The following is a 15776-nucleotide window of genomic DNA, read 5'->3' as shown; positions in this document are numbered from 1 at the left end:
TTTCAATTTATCCTGCCCCTTTGTCAAATAATTAAGTTAGGGGGCGCTAAATACACACTTATCTTCTTTAGAAGAAGTCAAAATAAGGGTGGCAAATCCAGGAGACAGAAGCTCAGACCATCCTCCAAGCCAAGGAATATCGAAAACAAGCCTGTAAATATTTTCTCTAAGTTGTATGAAGGCATTAAATGAAGCTGCCTCGCGATATTGAGTACGCTCATCATTCAGTAGTTCCAGCCTAGAGAAAATAAACGGCTGCCCGACCAAGGTGGTACAATCATTTGAATTGAAAATGGCACCTGATGCGTAGCCACCACCATATCCTTTATTAAAGGGCTGGCATATTTGCTTAACTTCTTTACCGCACTCCAAACGTCCACCTTCCGCAAAAAAGCCCCAGATGTTCTGTCCTAGAAATTCTGACAAATCGTAATATTCTCTATTATAAAGAGATGTTGCTCTTTGAAAATGATCCGCGTCTTGTGCGCTGCCGTGAATATAATATGTGTCTATACGATTAACACAGCGTGGGAACGCAATATTTTCCTTATCATTTTTTATAGGGAATGAGTATTGCGGTTTAAGAATCTTATATTCTTTATCTTTCAAGTCTTGCAGTAAATCATCGCAGATTTTTTTTGATTGGGTACTGGAACGTTCGTAAAACGCCAAATCTTTGATGTTAATAAAAAAATCAAGTCTCGCAACGCGTTCCGCATATGTCAGCATTGTGAAAGGCCACGCATATGAGGGGGGATCCATAGGTGTTACACCTAATTCGCTTGTCGCGTAGGCGATACTACTCGATGCACCAAGAATACATGCAACAAATATCGTAATGGTCGTAGACTTAATTTTTTTTATAAGATTAAAAGCGGCAGAGAGCGACAAAAGAGGCCAAGTATACTGAAATTTCATCCGGTTCATCTCCACTCGTTCCTTAATTTCAAAATCTAGGCAAAGGGGGCAGAGTAGATTGAAATCCTCATCCCGTGCCATCCTTCCTAGTTAAAACTAAAATAACGGCTTTCATTCTAAAGCCCTTTATCACGAAATAAAGCAAAAACAACTCTCTGGGAAAACGAATGCCGCGAGAGCGTATGGAAGAACGGCTGTGCGGAAAATTAACGCTTGAAAATATTGCCGCGGGGGCGGTTGTTGCGGTTTACGGCGGCGCGCGGGGCGTTGTCGGGTTCGCGGTCAAAGGAGGTATTGCGGGTAATCTCGCGGATGCCTGCGATATTTTGCAGTTCTTCGGCAAGGCGTTCGCTGCATTCGACATAGATCACCGGCGCGCCGGGAATGATATTGATGTCTTTCAATTCGCTTTCAAAGCCGAAATTGCGGGCAGTACGGCGGATGTCATCGCGGACTTCCTTGGCATGGTTCAGCTCCGCATGCGGGGCTTTGCCGGGCGTTTTGTAATCATCGGGGCGGGAGCCCTGATGCAGGACGACGATGTAATGTTTGATATCCGCTGTCATTCTTCATTCTTTCATGGAGTATATGCCGCATATTTATAGAAAAAATATGGTTTCAGGTCAATCCTGATATTGCATAATAGGTGCAAGGCGCGCTATAGTGACGGCGATTGTCAGGACATTTTTTTTAAGAGGGTAATTTAAGCTTATGCTGGACATCAAATACATTATCGAGAACCGCGAGGAAGTCGAACGCAGCATTGAACTGCGTCATTTCAAAACCGATCTGGATGCGGTGATTGACGCCTATGACCGTTTCCGCAGTGTCAAACAGGCGCTGGAGGAAAAACAGGCCGAGGCCAATACGGTCGCAAAAACCATCAGCACGGCCGACCCGTCTGAGCGTCCGGCGCTGATCGAACGCGGCAGCGCGCTGAAGGCCGAGACCTCGAAACTCGGGGAGGAAATGGCGGCGCATGAGGCGGAATGGAAAGAGCTGATGCTGACCGTGCCCAATACGCTGCCCGGCGATACGCCTGAAGGCAAAGACGATACGGCGAATGAAACCGTCAAAACCTTTCTGGAGCCGCCGCGCGTCAATTTCAAACAGAAAGACCATATCGAGCTCGGAAAATCTCTGGATTTGATCGATTTCGAAGGCGGCGCGAAAGTTGCCGGTGCGAAATTCTATTTCCTGAAAAACGAAGCGGTCATGCTGGAAATGGCGTTGCAGCATTTTGCCTTCAAAAAGGCGATTGAACACGGATTTATTCCGCTGCAAACACCCGATCTGGCGCGTAACGAGGTTTTGCAGGGCGCAGGCTTTGCGCCGCGCGGCAATGAAAGCAATACCTACCGTATCGAAGATCAGGATTTAAGTCTGGTCGCGACGGCGGAAATCCCTGTCGGCGGTTTGCATGCGGGTGAAATCCTGCCGGAGGAAATGTTGCCGCTGCGCTATGTCGCGTGGAGCCATTGTTTCCGTACCGAAGCGGGCGCGGCAGGACAAGCCAGTAAAGGGCTGTATCGCGTACACCAGTTCAGCAAAGTTGAGCTTTACGCTTTCACAACGCCGGAGCAAAGTGCCGCCGTGCATGAAGAATTGCTGGCGCTGGAGGAAAGCATTTATCAGGAGTTGCAAATTCCCTACCGCGTTGTACGCATTTGCGCAGGAGATCTGGGTGCGCCGGCATGGAAGAAATACGATATCGAAGCATGGATGCCGGGCAAAGGTGAAAACGGAGAATATGGCGAGATTACGTCGGCCAGTAACTGCACCGATTTTCAGGCGCGCCGTCTGAATGTCCGCTATAAAGACAAGGCAACAGGCCAGAACCGTTTTGTTCATACGCTGAACGGCACTGCGATTGCGATGAGCCGCACGCCGATCGCCATTCTGGAGAATTTCCAGACCGAGCGCGGCACGGTGATTGTTCCCGAAGTCTTGCGTCCGGTGATGGGTGTTGATGAAATCATGCCGAAAACCGCCCGTGATGACGAAGATGCCAAACAGGCAACCGCCTAAACAGAAAAGGCAACCGTGATGAGCAATATTCCCGCGCAAAGAGATGAACGCATTGAATGGCTGAAAAAGCCGGAAAACCGCGACCCGCTATCGCGACGCGGCGCGGGGTCAATCTATTGGCGCGGTGATCTGTCCGATGTTGATAGTGTCGAGATTATTGTCAGCACACGCAGCGGCAATGTCGGTGCAGGGTTGGCGCATTTCGGCGGACTGGGCGAGGATGAAGATATCATCCCCGGCGATGATCTGAAAACAGGGATCCGTAATGCCCTGCGTGAAGGGCAGGAGGAAATGGAAGAGCTTCTCGGCTATCAGCCGGATTTGAAAGAGGAGCGTTACACATTTCTGTATGCGGCAAAAGACGATAAATTTCTGATTAATAACGGCAAGGGCTTTGCTGTGGATGCGCGTCTACATGCCTATGAGGCCGAACCGGAATTGTGGGAGGCGTTGTTCCCGGGTAATGCCAAAATTTCGCATCGTGATGAAAATCATAACGGTTATCAGGAAACCGATCAGGCCGAGGTACTGACCTTCAAAGAAGCGTTGACCCGCCAAGAGGATTACCACTATCCGCATGAATATTTTGCGTTGTGGGTGATGGCCGCAAAAGAAATGAAAGCCGATCTTGACGCGCTGGCGGAAGAGGCGAACGCAAAGATGGGCGGTGCCCGCGTTGATTTCACGAAACTGGCGGATGAGATGTTTATCAGCCTTGCCGAGCTGGAAACGCATCTGGGTGAGGGCTATCAGGGCGTGCTGCAAAAATATGAATCACGACATCAGGAAAGCCCCGCGCGGCGGACACATCCGGGCGCATCGGGACGGAAACAAGGGCTGTAAAATAGCGCTTGACGCAGGCTGCGCAAGATTTTAGCATCATTAACAAGGTTATGATTATCAAGTGACCGGTACTTTCGTCCGATCGATTTCGCTTCGTGACTGTTCCGGCCTTGTCTGGCCGAGAATCCGCCGCATTGCGGCAAATACGACGAAACGTGACGTGAAAGGAACTTGAAGATGGCTACCGGTACAGTCAAATGGTTTAATCCAGCAAAAGGCTATGGCTTTATTACACCCGAAGACGGCGGCAAAGATGTGTTTGTACATATCAGCGCGGTTAAGGACGCGGGCCTTGAGGAGCTTCAAGAAGGCCAGGCAATCTCCTACGAGATTGAAGAGCGCAACGGACGCTCATGTGCGGCAGAGCTGCGTCCTGCGGACGCGGCATAAGCCTGACGCCATCCATATCTTAAGAAAGCGCCTTGCCGTTTATACGCAAGGCGTTTTTTTATGTCTTGTTTTTTGACAACTGCCGCCAAAACTGATAATTTGACGCCATAAAAAAACGGCGGAGAGCAGTCAATGCGCATCTTGTCTTCCATCAAAGAGAAACTGGGTATTACCGGCAAGAAAGAGGCCGGTAAAAGAATCTTCTGGGTCTGGATTACCTATCAGGCTGTGAAGGGGACGCTGACGGTTTCTTTTATCTGGGGGCCGCTGGCTTATTACTATTTCTTTGGTCATCATTAACCGCGTCCAGCGCAGCGCGCAGTTTTTCCAGATCATCACCGACAATTTTCACTTTGATATTGCCATCCGTGCCGAGAATATAGCTTTCAGGATAACGGGTGGTCTGGAACACATCCTGTGCGATTTTTTTCTGCGGGTCCCATGCAAAAAGGGCGTTTTTGGGAAAGACCAGATCAGGCTTGCGGGTTTTGATCAGTTTCAGCAGTTTTTCGGCATTCTCTTGCTTATCATCTACGCTGACAGCCAGCAGAGTCAGGCTGTCCTGTTGTTTTGCGGCGATTTCCAATAATGCGGGCAGTTCCGTTGCACAGGGCAGGCACCATGATGCCCAGAAATTGACAATGATGATGCGTCCGTACAGATCGGACAGCGGAAAGCTTTTGCCGCTGAAATCCGTCAGTTGAATATCGCCGGATAGCGGCATATTCGTCAATGTGACAGGCGTTTCTGTGGGCGGAAGGGTGAGTATTTTCGGCGGGTCGGTATGGTCATAGATGATGGCCGCGAGGCTTGCCAGCAGGAACAGGGTGATGAGGATGATTTTCTGTTTCATGCGCTGCGCTCTTTTCCTGATTTTAGCAGGCGCAGATAGGGAATGCCGATAATGAGCGTTTCAATTGTGCAGAAACCTGTCAGCGACCAGAAGACGGAATCGATAAAGCCGTAGGAATGTAAGCCGACATTCAGCAGATTTACGCCGAACCATGACAGCGCGACAATGACATTCAAGAAAGCCATCCCCGCAATCATGCCGAGGCGGCGGATATGCCCCGACAGCCGCCCGTGCAGAATCCATAACAGCCACAACACGATCAGCAGCGCGCCGTTCTCCTTCGGATCCCAGCCCCAGAAACGCCCCCATGACTGGTCGGCCCAGACACCGCCAAGAACCGTTCCTGTCGCGGTAAACAGCAAGGCAATCAAAGCGGATTTTTGCAGAGCGGGCAGCAGCAGATCGGATTTTTCTTTCCGTCCGAAAAGCCGCAGATACAGCACCAGATGCGCAATCAGCGCCGTGATGATGGCGAAGGCATATCCTGCCGTAATCATCAGCACATGGGTTGTCAGCCAAAAATTCGTATTCAGCACGGCGACCAGCACATTCATATCGTCCGGCCCTGCCAGCCGCCCCAGACTGACCAGTCCCAGCACCGCGCCGGATATGGCGGCAAGCAGTAATCCGGCATTGTCGCGGCGGCGGAACTCAATAAGAAATCCGGTCAATACGCAAATCAGCCCGACAAATAAAACGGATTCATAAAGTGTGCCGACAGGCGGGCGCATCAACACAATAACGCGCACGACGATGGCCGAAAAATGATAAAAGGCACCGACCCCCAGCGTTGCGATAACGATTTTGCGTGCCGGAAAAACTTTCGGGAACAGCAGAAAACCGATCAGCAGGAAAAAACCAAGCCCGTAAAACAGGGCGCTTTTCTTCAAAGGGGCGGTACGGTTATAAGACAGCTCCATCGCAAGGCGGGTGGTGGAAATTTGCGTGGCGGCAAGCTGCCGGCCCGTATCGCGTGCCTTTTCCGCAGCACCTTGCCATGCAGCGGTATCTTCGGCCTGATAGGCGGCGGCAAGCGCACGCCATGCGTCGTTTAAACCGGCATTTTGCGGGGAGATATGTCCCGACAGCATCGCATCCCAAGGGGACAGCCAGTCTTGGGTGCTTTCACCTGCGGCGGGCGGGATAATGCGCAGCAATTTGCTTTGTACGCCTTCGCGGGCAATCTGCTCCAGTGCAAAAGCGGCTTCGACAAGGGCGATTTCCTGTGCCGTATAACGGTCTATTTCCGCGCCTTTATCCGCATGCAGCGCGATGACGCGCTGTTTCAGATGTTCTTCCGCCTTGACCGCATCAAGATAGGTCAGCGCAGCATCCGGTGCGGCGCCGGTTTTTTCGCGGATATCCTGCGGCAGATCAATGGCCAGCGGCAGCAACAGCGATACGGCGCTGAGCAGCTGTTTAAAGCTGTGGCTGTTGCGCTGCAGTTCAATCAGCTCGTTCTGCGCCTGCGTCCAGTCTTTTTGCGGCGTTCCGGCGATACGGGCAATTGTGTCACGCAATGCGTCCAGCCCCGGTGATAATTCGCCATAGCTGTAAAGATGGCCGCGCCGTTTCGGCAGTTTCAGCATATTTTTCAGTTCGGGATTGCGGATCAGAAAGACGCGTTTCTGTAAGGCCTCATAAGGCGTGAAAATTGTCTGTGCCAGCCATTCCACGGCACTGTCGCCCTCAACGGTTTTGTCGCGGTCTGACAGGCTGCGCAGCTGGATCCGTGCGAAACTATCCAGCGGGCGGATGCGTCCACCATGCAGGACGGGAATTTCGGCAAAAGCCTGATAGTTGAAGGCCGGGGGTGTTTCTGCTGCTGCCATGCGCGGCAGCAGCGCTGTCAGCAGAAAAAGGACGGCAAAGGCAAGGAAAAGCAGTTTATGACGCATTGCTTTTGCCTCCTGCAGATTTTGCACTGATGCGGATGACGGCATGAACCAGCATGCCGAGCCCGAGCAAAAGTCCGGCGATATAAGGGAAGGCGCGTCCGGCGTTTTTTACAACAGCAAGGGTGGAGACTTCCGTCTCTCCGGCAAGCGTATAGCCGGACTGATAGAAAGTGTAGCCTTTATAGCGCAGCGGGCTGTTCATCTCGATGCGGGTTTCCCACAGGATATCGCCGTCATGCACGCGCAGATCGGAATAATAGCTTTGCGGCATGGATGTGCCGGGATAGAGTACGCGTTTGACATCCAGCAGCTCGACGGCAAAGGGCAGGGTGGTTTCCGCGCGGCGCAGGGCAAGGCTGTAAACGCGTCCGTCTTTTGCCGTGATTTGCGGCAGGTTTTTCACGGGTTCGAAAGCGATATAAATGCCGTCCGCCTGTTCCGCCGCGCCGCGGATACGGATCATCACGCCGGAAAGGTTGCTTTCCTCCGTTTTTTCAAGCGGCAGAGCTTGTAAGGAGACTTTTTCCGCCAGCCCGTGACGCGGCGTGTCATCATCTGCGGCATCATTCATCTGCATAGTGCAGTTGCGGCAGGCATCCAGTATTTCAACGCTGAAAGGCAGGCTTTGGTTCTGCACAATCATGCCGGTTTTAAGTGTTTGATAGGGCAGACGCAGGGCATCATTGCCGTCTTGCAAAAAGACCAGTTCACGGCGGTGATAATCGCTGATTTTTGTGCTGCTCTCGCCTTCGGCAAGGGCGATATAGCCCTCATTGCTGAGACCTGCAGTCAGCGCCATACCCAGAAACAGAAAAGCCGCACCGAAATGGGTGATGATAATACCGGCGTTTTCCGGCCTCCACGGGCTTTTGAAAAACAGCTTGAAGACAAGGTTCAGGAAGATCACAAATAGGATCAGCGGAACGCCGGGCAGGGGAATAACACCGCCCAGCCAGATGATCGGCGCGGTCAGGTAAAGCTTTGTCGCATCGTAAAGGCCAAGATATTTCTGTGCGACCGTACCGGCAATCAGCAGCGCCATCAACCAGGGCAGGCTGTAAAACAGTACGGCAGGCCGCGATAACAGCAAAGCCCAGCTTTCAATATGCCTGCGCGTGAACATGGACGGATATTGCCTTCTTTTCATGCCGTTTTTAGGCGTTATTATTGCTTGCGCCCTGTATAGCGCAAGCTGGGAGTCTTTTCAAATTTATTGGCAAGAAAAGAAGCGGTTTTTCCGGTTAACGAAGGTCGTTATTATCCTTTTTGCTGGAAAGCAATTTTCTTAAATAATGATCTTCAATGCAGCCTTGAATGAGGGCCATGCCGATTGTCGAGGCGAAAAAGCAAACGGCCATGAACAGTTTGAAGCGCAGCTCCAGTTCAAGTCCGGCCAGCAAGATCAGGAAACCGATCATGCCGCCGGTATATAGTCCTTGGCCGATCAGATTGGCCGGACGTTTCAGCCAGACATCGCGTTCCTGTTTGGATATTTTTCTGCGTGTGTGCGTCATACTGTTTTCTCCCCCCGCTGTTCTTAATATATCACGGCGGGGGGAAGAAAAATACGGCAGAAATTGACGTGCTGACCTAGCCTGTATTTTTTGCGGCGTCGGTAACTTCCTTTACGGCGGCGCGGACGGCATCGATGCGTTTTTCAAATTTGAATTTCGGCAGCATGCAGCAATCCGCCTCCAATCCGCGTAATATTTTGGCGACTTTCGGTTTCATACCGCAGATATAGACGGTTTTGCCGCTTTTTTTGGCATCACAGGTGATGGTCTCGACAGCGCGTGCCGCTGAAACATCCATGAAGGGAACGCGCCCGAAATCCAGTATCAGCGCGGCAGAGTGTTCCTGGTTTCTTTCACGAAAATGATGTCCGGCATCTGCTGCGGCACCGAAACTGAGCGGCCCGTCAAAGTCAAAAATCGTGATTTTGCCTTCAACGGTTTTGAGCAGCTTTGTTTCGGCTTTGGTGATGGAGTGCGTGGATTCCTGGCCGATGGTGGCCAGCTGCTCATCCGCCAGCTGTTTGACAAAGGCCAGTGCCGCCAGAACAACACCGACAATGACGGCTGTGATGAGATCCACGAAAACTGTCAGGCTCAGTACGAGCACCATCAATGCCAAGTCCCAGCGCGGGCCGCGATGTGCATTGCGCAGATACTGCCAGTCAACGATGTCGAAGCCGACTTTGACGAGAATACCGGCCAGCACCGCATGCGGGATTTGCTGCGCGAAAGGTGCAAGCAGCAAAACAACAGCCAATAACAGCAGGGAATGAGTCATGCCTGAGAGTTTCCCCGTGCCGCCGGAGCGGATATTGATGACGGTACGCATGGTTGCGCCTGCGCCGGGGATACCGCCGAAAAATCCGGCAATGGTATTGCCGACACCCTGACCGATCAGTTCTTTGTCGGAATCATGGCGGCTGCGCGTCATATTGTCGGCGACCAATGAGGTCAGCAAGCTGTCAATCGCACCGAGAACGGCAAGAATAAGCGCGGCTTCGACGACCATAAAGGCCGTGTCTTTGGAGAAAGACGGCATGATGAGTTCGGGCAGTCCCGTGGGAATATCGCCCAAAACCGGCGCGCCGGGGAAAAAGAGGCTGGCAAGGGTGCCGATGACAAGTGCGGCAAGTGCAGAGGGAATATACTGCCCAACACGCGCATTTTTCGGCCATAAGAACACGATCAGCAATGTCAGTGCTGCAAGCGCTGCGGCGGTAAGGTTCATATGCATGACGGCATCGGGGATGGCTTTTAAGGCGGAGATTGTGCTTTTGCCCTCCGGCTTGTAACCGAACAGCCGCGAAACCTGCAGAGCGATAATGATACAGCCGATACCGCTCATAAAGCCGGAAATAACGGGATAGGGGACAAGGCGGATATATTGGCCGAATTTTAAAAACCCGAACAATATCTGAAACAGCCCTGCCAGAATAACCGCCGTAAAGACCAGACGCGGGTCACCGGAAAGCGAGGCGAAAAGTCCGGCAAAAACCACGACCATCGGTCCGGTCGGACCGGAAACCTGTGTTTTGGTACCGCCGAAAAGCGCGGCAAAAAAACCGACGATGATGGCGCCCCAAAGCCCCGCAATCGGGCCTGCACCGGAAGCCTCTCCAAAAGCAAGCGCCAGCGGCAGGGCAACAACCCCCGCCGTGATGCCGCCGAAAATATCGCCGCGCATGGTTTCACGGTTAAAAATACCCATTTTTTCTACACCCTTTTTTTATTGTTTTAACAGGTTTGTATGATGTTGTTTTTTGTAAGTTTTTCGATTTCCTGCGCATAGCGCTCTTCGACCGGCAGGAATTTATTCTGTTTGTCGTCATAGGCAACAACATTGCCGGATCGGATATCATAGACCCATCCGTGAATTTGCAGCTTTCCGGCGGCATGGCGGGCGGCAACATAGGGATGCGTTTTCAGATGCACCATTTGCAGCAAGACATTCTGTTCGATCAGCATGCGCATACGTGCAGCTTCGTCAAATTCGCCGCCGATTTCCTTGACGATTTCAACCGCAGCGCTGCTATAGGCCAGCCATTTCGACACATGCGGCAGATCTTTCAGGCTGCCCGGATCCATTGCACCTTTCATGGCGCCGCATTCGGTGTGACCGCAAATGACGATATGCGGCACTTCCAGCACGGCAACGGCATATTCGATGGTTGCCGTGGTACCGCCTGTGGCCTTGGTATGCGGCGGCACGATATTGCCGGCGTTGCGGCAGATAAACAGTTCGCCCGGTTCCGTCTGTGTGACAAGATTCGGGGAAATGCGGGAATCCGAACAGGTAATGAACAGGGCTTCCGGTGATTGTCCGGTCGCCAGTTTTTCATACAGTTCGCGCTTGCCGGGATAAACCTGTTGTTTGAACTTAACGACACCGTTCACGATATTCGGCATGTTCTTTATTCCTTTTCTTTTTTGCTATGGGATGATTATTTTTTTTGATCAGCTGTCCATAATTCACGGGCTTTTTCGATTGCGGATTGGCTGATCCCTTCGGTTTTTAGCCGTTCTTCCAGAAAGACGAGTCCGTCCACGATCCATTTGGCGATATCGGGCTGCACCAGATGATAAAAGACATGACGGCCTTCGCGGCGCTCCTCAATTAATCGGTGCGCACGCATAAGACTTAAATGTTGCGAGACTCTTGAGGGGGATAGCTCGAAAAGCTGACACAGCGTATTAACGTCTTTTTCGCCGTCACGCAGCTCTTCCACAATACGGATACGGTCCTGATGCGACAGGACTTTGAAGATATTGGCCAGTTCTTTTGCGGCAACGGCACGGTTAGGCATATGGGCTATCCCTGATTCGATATATTCATATTTTAATATATTCAACATTTCTAATATATTAAAATATGCGAATGTTGTCAAGATTATTTGCATGCAGTGATGCTGCTAATCTTTTCTTTGGGTCATATAGATTTTAAAACGCGCGGCCCCCGGCGGCTTTTTGTGGAAATAGATTTTTTTGCCATCGCCGGAGATACTCGGCGCTTCGGCAAAGCCTGTGATGACAGGGATAATCTGCGGCACGCCGAAAGGCGCGTTTTTGTCGGAACGTGTTGCGATGAGCGTATGGAAGAGGGCTTGTTCCAGTTTGTGCCTGTTGCTAAGGCGGGTGTAGGAGATTGTTAATTCATCAGGAGAAATCGCGGGGGCGTAGATAATTTCATCGCGGTTGAGGTTTTTGAAAATTTCAGCAGTATCCGCGGCTGGCTTAAAGCTGTCACCGTCACGCACGGCATAGGACAGAAAGGACTTTGTCGGTGGTGCGCCATCACCGAAATAGGCATTGGAATAATACAGGGTGTTGCCGTCGGCGCTGATCTCCACATCCATATTCAGCCATCCGGCTTTACGGAGGGAGAGGGATTTTATCGGGCGGACATCTTCAATTTTTCCGTCCCGGAATTTTGCCTGATAGGCCGAGACCTTGTTGAACAGGGAGTAATGCGCGGTGGAGATAAAATAGAAATTATTCTGCCTGTCAATTGCGGGCACGCCATCGACTTCCTTGCTGTTGATTTCAGTGAAGGCGCGCTGAAAACGGAAGCGGTTTTCACCGATGCGCTTGGCGTAGTACATATCTTTTTCATTATCGTCATCCATGGAATTGAAAAACAGATACTCTCCGTCACGACTGATGAACGGCTCCATCGCATCGCCATCATATCCTTCGATGGCGACTTCCACGGGTTGGGTGAACAGCGCACTTTCGGGAATGACTTCGGGCGTTTTATCCAGCACATCAAAGGCGGCATGAATTTTGTCCAGTAGCGCTTCGGCCTCTGTCAGATCCCCCTTTTCGCCGAGCGTTTTGACTTGCTGCATCATATGAATGATGTGGCCGACATCATGTCCTTGTTCCAGATGGTACTTCAGGCGCTGCTGGGATTGCTCCGCCTTGTTTTTGACATTGACGACAATTTGTTGTGAAGCGCCGGACGGCTCTGCTTTGCACGCTGCCGGAAAGACGCAGAGAAGGAGTGCGAGAAGAAGTGGTGTGTATCTTGTTGAAAACCGCATGAAAAATTCCTTAAAGCATGATTACCACGATAACATATAAATCGCAGTCTAGGCATTTCCATGCTGTCGGACAAGTTTGAAGCGGTCTTCTTGACTGATTAACCGTGACGCGGGCCGCCAGCCTGTTTTTTCGGTTGTGCGGGTTTCGCATCCGTTTCCAATGTGCAGCCCAGAACTGCGGGCGGAACACCGAAAGCATCCGTCAAAGTTTTGGCATGCGGGCGGATTTTTTCGGTCAGATAGCGTTCGACGCGGCGCAGAGCCTTTGTTGTCTGCGGTTTCATCAAGCCGTTTTCAACATACCACAGCCCGTTTTTACGCATCGTATGGACAGCGTAAAGGTCGCAGACATCTTTCAGCAATTCTTTGACCTCGGGATCTTTCTGCGCCTCGACAGCCTTGATGAATTTTTGCATCATCAGGCGTTCGGCATAGGCATCGGCATATTCCAGCATATCGGTCTGGCATTTATTGGCCGCGACTTCCGGGTTTTCCGCTTTGGCGATTTTCATCAGTTTGGAACTGAGCGCATACATCATCGCGCGTTCGCGTGCGGCGAAAATCTTGTTTTGGAAGTTGGGGTCGCCGAAATGCGTCGGGTCGGTTTTGCCGCTTTCCGCATTGAATTTCGTGAACAGGCTCTTCATTTGCAGCGCCGTACCTTTGGCGAGTTTTTGAATGCCGGAGAGATTGTTGAATTTTTTCGAGAAGCGCGTCAGCTGGTTTCGGGCAACCAATAGGCGCAGAACCGTGTTGTCACCTTCAAAAGTGCGGAACACATCCATGTCATTGCGCAATGCGCCAAAACGGGTTTCGGACATATATCCCGCAGCACCGCCCAGCAGGCGCGCTTCATCCACGACTTTGAGTGCGGCATCGGAGGATTTGGCTTTAATGGCAGCCGCCATGGTTTCCAGATATTCATTACCGTTCTGATATTCTTCCATCATATGGCGCGTCATGAAATGCATGGCATAGGCTTCGGCCAGATGCGGCAGGATGCGCATTTGCGTGGCTTGTTTATCCATCAGCGTATCGCCGAAGACCTTACGTTCTTCCGCATGGTCAATGGCGGCGGTCAGGGCGTTTTTTGTGCCGCTAAGCGAAATCATGGAAACGAAAATCCGTCCCGTGACCAATGTGCCGATCATTTTGAAAAAGCGTTTTGATTTTTTCTCGATGGCGCTTTGGTATTTGCCGTCTTCATCAATCTGTGCGAAACGGTCGAGCATGCTGTCATAGGGAACCGTGACATTTTCAAAGCCCAGATAGCCGTTATCAATGCCGTTCAACCCGATTTTGTGGCCGCAATCCTCGATTTTGACGCCGGGTTTCGTGTCACCGTTTTTATCGCGGATCGGCACCATAAAGGCGTGAACGCCCATGGATTCATCACTGTCTTTGTCCATTTTCAGCTGTGCGAAGACAACCATCATCTCCCCATGCAGGGCGGCATTGCCGATATAGGCTTTGCGGGCATCATCATCGGGGGTGTTAATGGTAAAGCTGCGCGTGTCGTGGTCATAGACGGCTGTAGTTGTGATGCCTTGCACATCTGATCCGCCGCCGACCTCCGTCATGGCGAAACCGCCCAGCAGATCGCCCGTCATAATGTCGGGGATATATTCTGCGTGATGTTTGTCGGTTCCCAGCGTTTCGACGCTCATGCCGAATAATCCGAATTGGACACCCTGTTTGACGGCAAGGCTCATATCCTGATGCGCGATCACTTCGACGATATTCATATATTTCTCGCGCTCACCGCCGCCGCCGTATTTTTTCTCATAAGGCAGTTTGGTATAGCCTTCGGCGATCATGTCTTTGATCCAGCTGAGTGTTTGCTCGCGGTGTTCCTCTTTCGGCGTCTCCGGTGAAACCGGCGCCATGGACGGGCGGGAAATAAATTTGCGCGCTTCATCGCGGGACTGGCTGTAATCGCCGTCCAGAACGGCGCGCAGACGCGCGGCAAGCGGCGTCTTTTCCTTTTCGGGGAGTTTCGTCGTGTCGGACATCTGTCTATTCCTGTGGGTTATTGAGATATGAACTTATCATAAGCGGCAAGGGCGGGCAAGATTTTATCCGGCGCTTTTGCCAGATTTGCTTGTCCTGCCGGATTTTGCAGGGTAAAGTGTTCGGGCAAATCACATCAAAGCAGTATAAAACAACAAAAAGCGCAGGATAATGGCCCCGAAGGATACAATCCAGAAGACGATTGATGAAAAAGCCATCATGGCTGAACTCAATAAATTTTGTGTTGCCGATAATAAAAGAGCCGTTTTGGAACTTTTATTCACAATAACAGCTTTCACCGCCATTTTTACCCTGATGGTTCTCGGGCTGGAAGGGCAGTACTGGATGACGGTTCTGGGATTATTCCCGGCGGCTGTGCTGATGGTGCGGATTTTTACCTTGCAGCATGATTGCGGTCACGGCTCGTTTTTTACCTCGACCAAGGCCAATGATATTCTCGGCTGTATTCTGGGCGTGTTTACGCTGTCGCCTTATTATTACTGGCGCAAGAACCATAATGTGCATCATGCTTTTTCCGGCAATCTTGAACGGCGCGGCATCGGTGATGTCAACACGCTGACAATCGCGGAATATAAAGCGCTGCCGTTTTTTAAGCGGACATGGTACCGCCTTTACCGGAACCCGTATTTTATGCTGATTATCGCGCCGATCGCGCTGTTTTTTGTGAAGCATCGCGTGCCGCTGGATAACCCGTTCCATTCATGGAAAAGCTGGAAGAATATCATGCTTAGCAATCTGGGGCTGGTTGCGGTGATTACGGCGATTGTTTATTTCCTCGGCTGGAAGGCGTTGTTCTTTGTCGCGCTGCCGGTCAGCTGGCTTGCCAGCTCTCTGGGTGTGTTGATCTTTTATATCCAGCACCAGTTTGAAGACATGTATTGGCGTGAGCATAAGGACTGGAGTTATTTCAACGCCGGATGGAAGGGCAGCGCCTATTTTGAATTTGGCCGTTTCCCCAGCTGGCTGATCTGCAATATCAATATCCACCATATCCATCACCTGAATTCGCGCATCCCGTTTTACCGACTACGCGAATGTTTTGAAACAGTGCCGGTGCTACAAACCGTGCCGAAACGTACCTTCAAGGATATCCCCAAATGCCTGACGCTGGCGCTGTGGGATGAGGATAATCAGAAGATGGTCGGGTTTTCTGCCTTAAGATAAATGCGTGTAACAATAATTTATTGACATATAATTGCAACTTTGCTACTGAATGATATGGTCGATTATTTATGATCGAAATACATATCAAACATTTCAG

Annotated in this window: 16 protein-coding genes; 5 read left to right on the top strand and 11 right to left on the bottom strand. The window is 51.2% G+C overall.

The genetic code is table 11. The annotated features are described in order from the left end of the window. Positions 1-36 precede the first annotated feature (36 nt). Positions 37-927 carry a hypothetical protein gene (locus HND56_07615; GenBank protein ID QKK05559.1) on the bottom strand — a complete coding sequence of 297 codons (891 nt, stop codon included), beginning with the start codon at positions 925-927 and terminating at the stop codon, positions 37-39. Positions 928-1124: 197 nt separating this feature from the next. Next, positions 1125-1484, bottom strand: a complete 360-nt coding sequence (locus HND56_07610; GenBank protein ID QKK05558.1) for a hypothetical protein — start codon at positions 1482-1484, stop codon at positions 1125-1127. A gap of 145 nt (positions 1485-1629) precedes the next feature. Here HND56_07610 and serS point away from each other — a divergent pair, with 145 nt between their 5' ends. The 4 genes from serS (at position 1630) to HND56_07590 (ending at position 4479) form a co-directional block, all read left to right on the top strand. Further along, a complete protein-coding gene (gene serS, locus HND56_07605) occupies positions 1630-2946 on the top strand; it encodes a serine--tRNA ligase (GenBank protein QKK05557.1) in 1317 nt (438 codons plus the stop codon). 18 nt (positions 2947-2964) lie between these two features. Next, entirely contained in the window at positions 2965-3789 is an 825-nt protein-coding gene (locus HND56_07600) for a hypothetical protein (GenBank protein ID QKK05556.1), read from the top strand. Positions 3790-3966: 177 nt separating this feature from the next. Next, positions 3967-4179, top strand: a complete 213-nt coding sequence (locus HND56_07595; GenBank protein QKK05555.1) for a cold-shock protein — start codon at positions 3967-3969, stop codon at positions 4177-4179. A 132-nt stretch (positions 4180-4311) separates the two neighbouring features. Continuing rightward, entirely contained in the window at positions 4312-4479 is a 168-nt protein-coding gene (locus HND56_07590; protein QKK05554.1) for a hypothetical protein, read from the top strand. Here the strand turns inward: HND56_07590 and HND56_07585 are convergent. The 9 genes from HND56_07585 to HND56_07545 form a co-directional block, all read right to left on the bottom strand. Then, the gene (locus tag HND56_07585) at positions 4433-5032 is read right to left on the bottom strand and encodes a TlpA family protein disulfide reductase (GenBank protein QKK05553.1); all 600 of its coding nucleotides are present in this window, start codon (positions 5030-5032) and stop codon (positions 4433-4435) included. The two genes, HND56_07590 and HND56_07585, sit on opposite strands and share 47 nt — an antisense overlap. Further along, complete coding sequence (gene ccsA, locus HND56_07580; protein QKK05552.1) at positions 5029-6930, bottom strand: cytochrome c biogenesis protein CcsA; 1902 nt, start codon at positions 6928-6930, stop codon at positions 5029-5031. The genes HND56_07585 and ccsA overlap by 4 nt, the downstream gene beginning before the upstream one ends. Beyond that, on the bottom strand, positions 6920-8053 hold the full coding sequence (locus tag HND56_07575) for a hypothetical protein (GenBank protein QKK05551.1): 1134 nt from the start codon (positions 8051-8053) through the stop codon (positions 6920-6922). The genes ccsA and HND56_07575 overlap by 11 nt, the downstream gene beginning before the upstream one ends. 118 nt (positions 8054-8171) lie before the next feature. Further along, complete coding sequence (locus tag HND56_07570) at positions 8172-8444, bottom strand: hypothetical protein (protein QKK05550.1); 273 nt, start codon at positions 8442-8444, stop codon at positions 8172-8174. Positions 8445-8520: 76 nt separating this feature from the next. Beyond that, positions 8521-10152, bottom strand: coding sequence for a SulP family inorganic anion transporter (locus HND56_07565; protein QKK05549.1), 1632 nt, complete (start codon positions 10150-10152; stop codon positions 8521-8523). A 26-nt stretch (positions 10153-10178) separates the two neighbouring features. After that, positions 10179-10850 (bottom strand): carbonic anhydrase, encoded by a 672-nt coding sequence (locus tag HND56_07560; protein QKK05548.1) that lies wholly within the window; start codon positions 10848-10850, stop codon positions 10179-10181. A gap of 35 nt (positions 10851-10885) precedes the next feature. Continuing rightward, a complete protein-coding gene (locus HND56_07555; protein ID QKK05547.1) occupies positions 10886-11248 on the bottom strand; it encodes a helix-turn-helix transcriptional regulator in 363 nt (120 codons plus the stop codon). A 105-nt stretch (positions 11249-11353) separates the two neighbouring features. Beyond that, a complete protein-coding gene (locus HND56_07550; GenBank protein QKK05546.1) occupies positions 11354-12484 on the bottom strand; it encodes a hypothetical protein in 1131 nt (376 codons plus the stop codon). Positions 12485-12582: 98 nt separating this feature from the next. Continuing rightward, entirely contained in the window at positions 12583-14496 is a 1914-nt protein-coding gene (locus tag HND56_07545; GenBank protein ID QKK05545.1) for an acyl-CoA oxidase, read from the bottom strand. A 169-nt stretch (positions 14497-14665) separates the two neighbouring features. Here HND56_07545 and HND56_07540 point away from each other — a divergent pair, with 169 nt between their 5' ends. Further along, entirely contained in the window at positions 14666-15679 is a 1014-nt protein-coding gene (locus HND56_07540) for a fatty acid desaturase (GenBank protein QKK05544.1), read from the top strand. The last annotated feature ends 97 nt before the right edge of the window (positions 15680-15776 follow it).

It is taken from the genome of Pseudomonadota bacterium (assembly GCA_013285465.1).
Lineage (GTDB): Bacteria > Pseudomonadota > Alphaproteobacteria > Micavibrionales > CSBR16-224 > CSBR16-224.
Note: the sequence above shows the minus strand (reverse complement) of the source record. Positions and strands in the feature narration are given on the sequence as shown.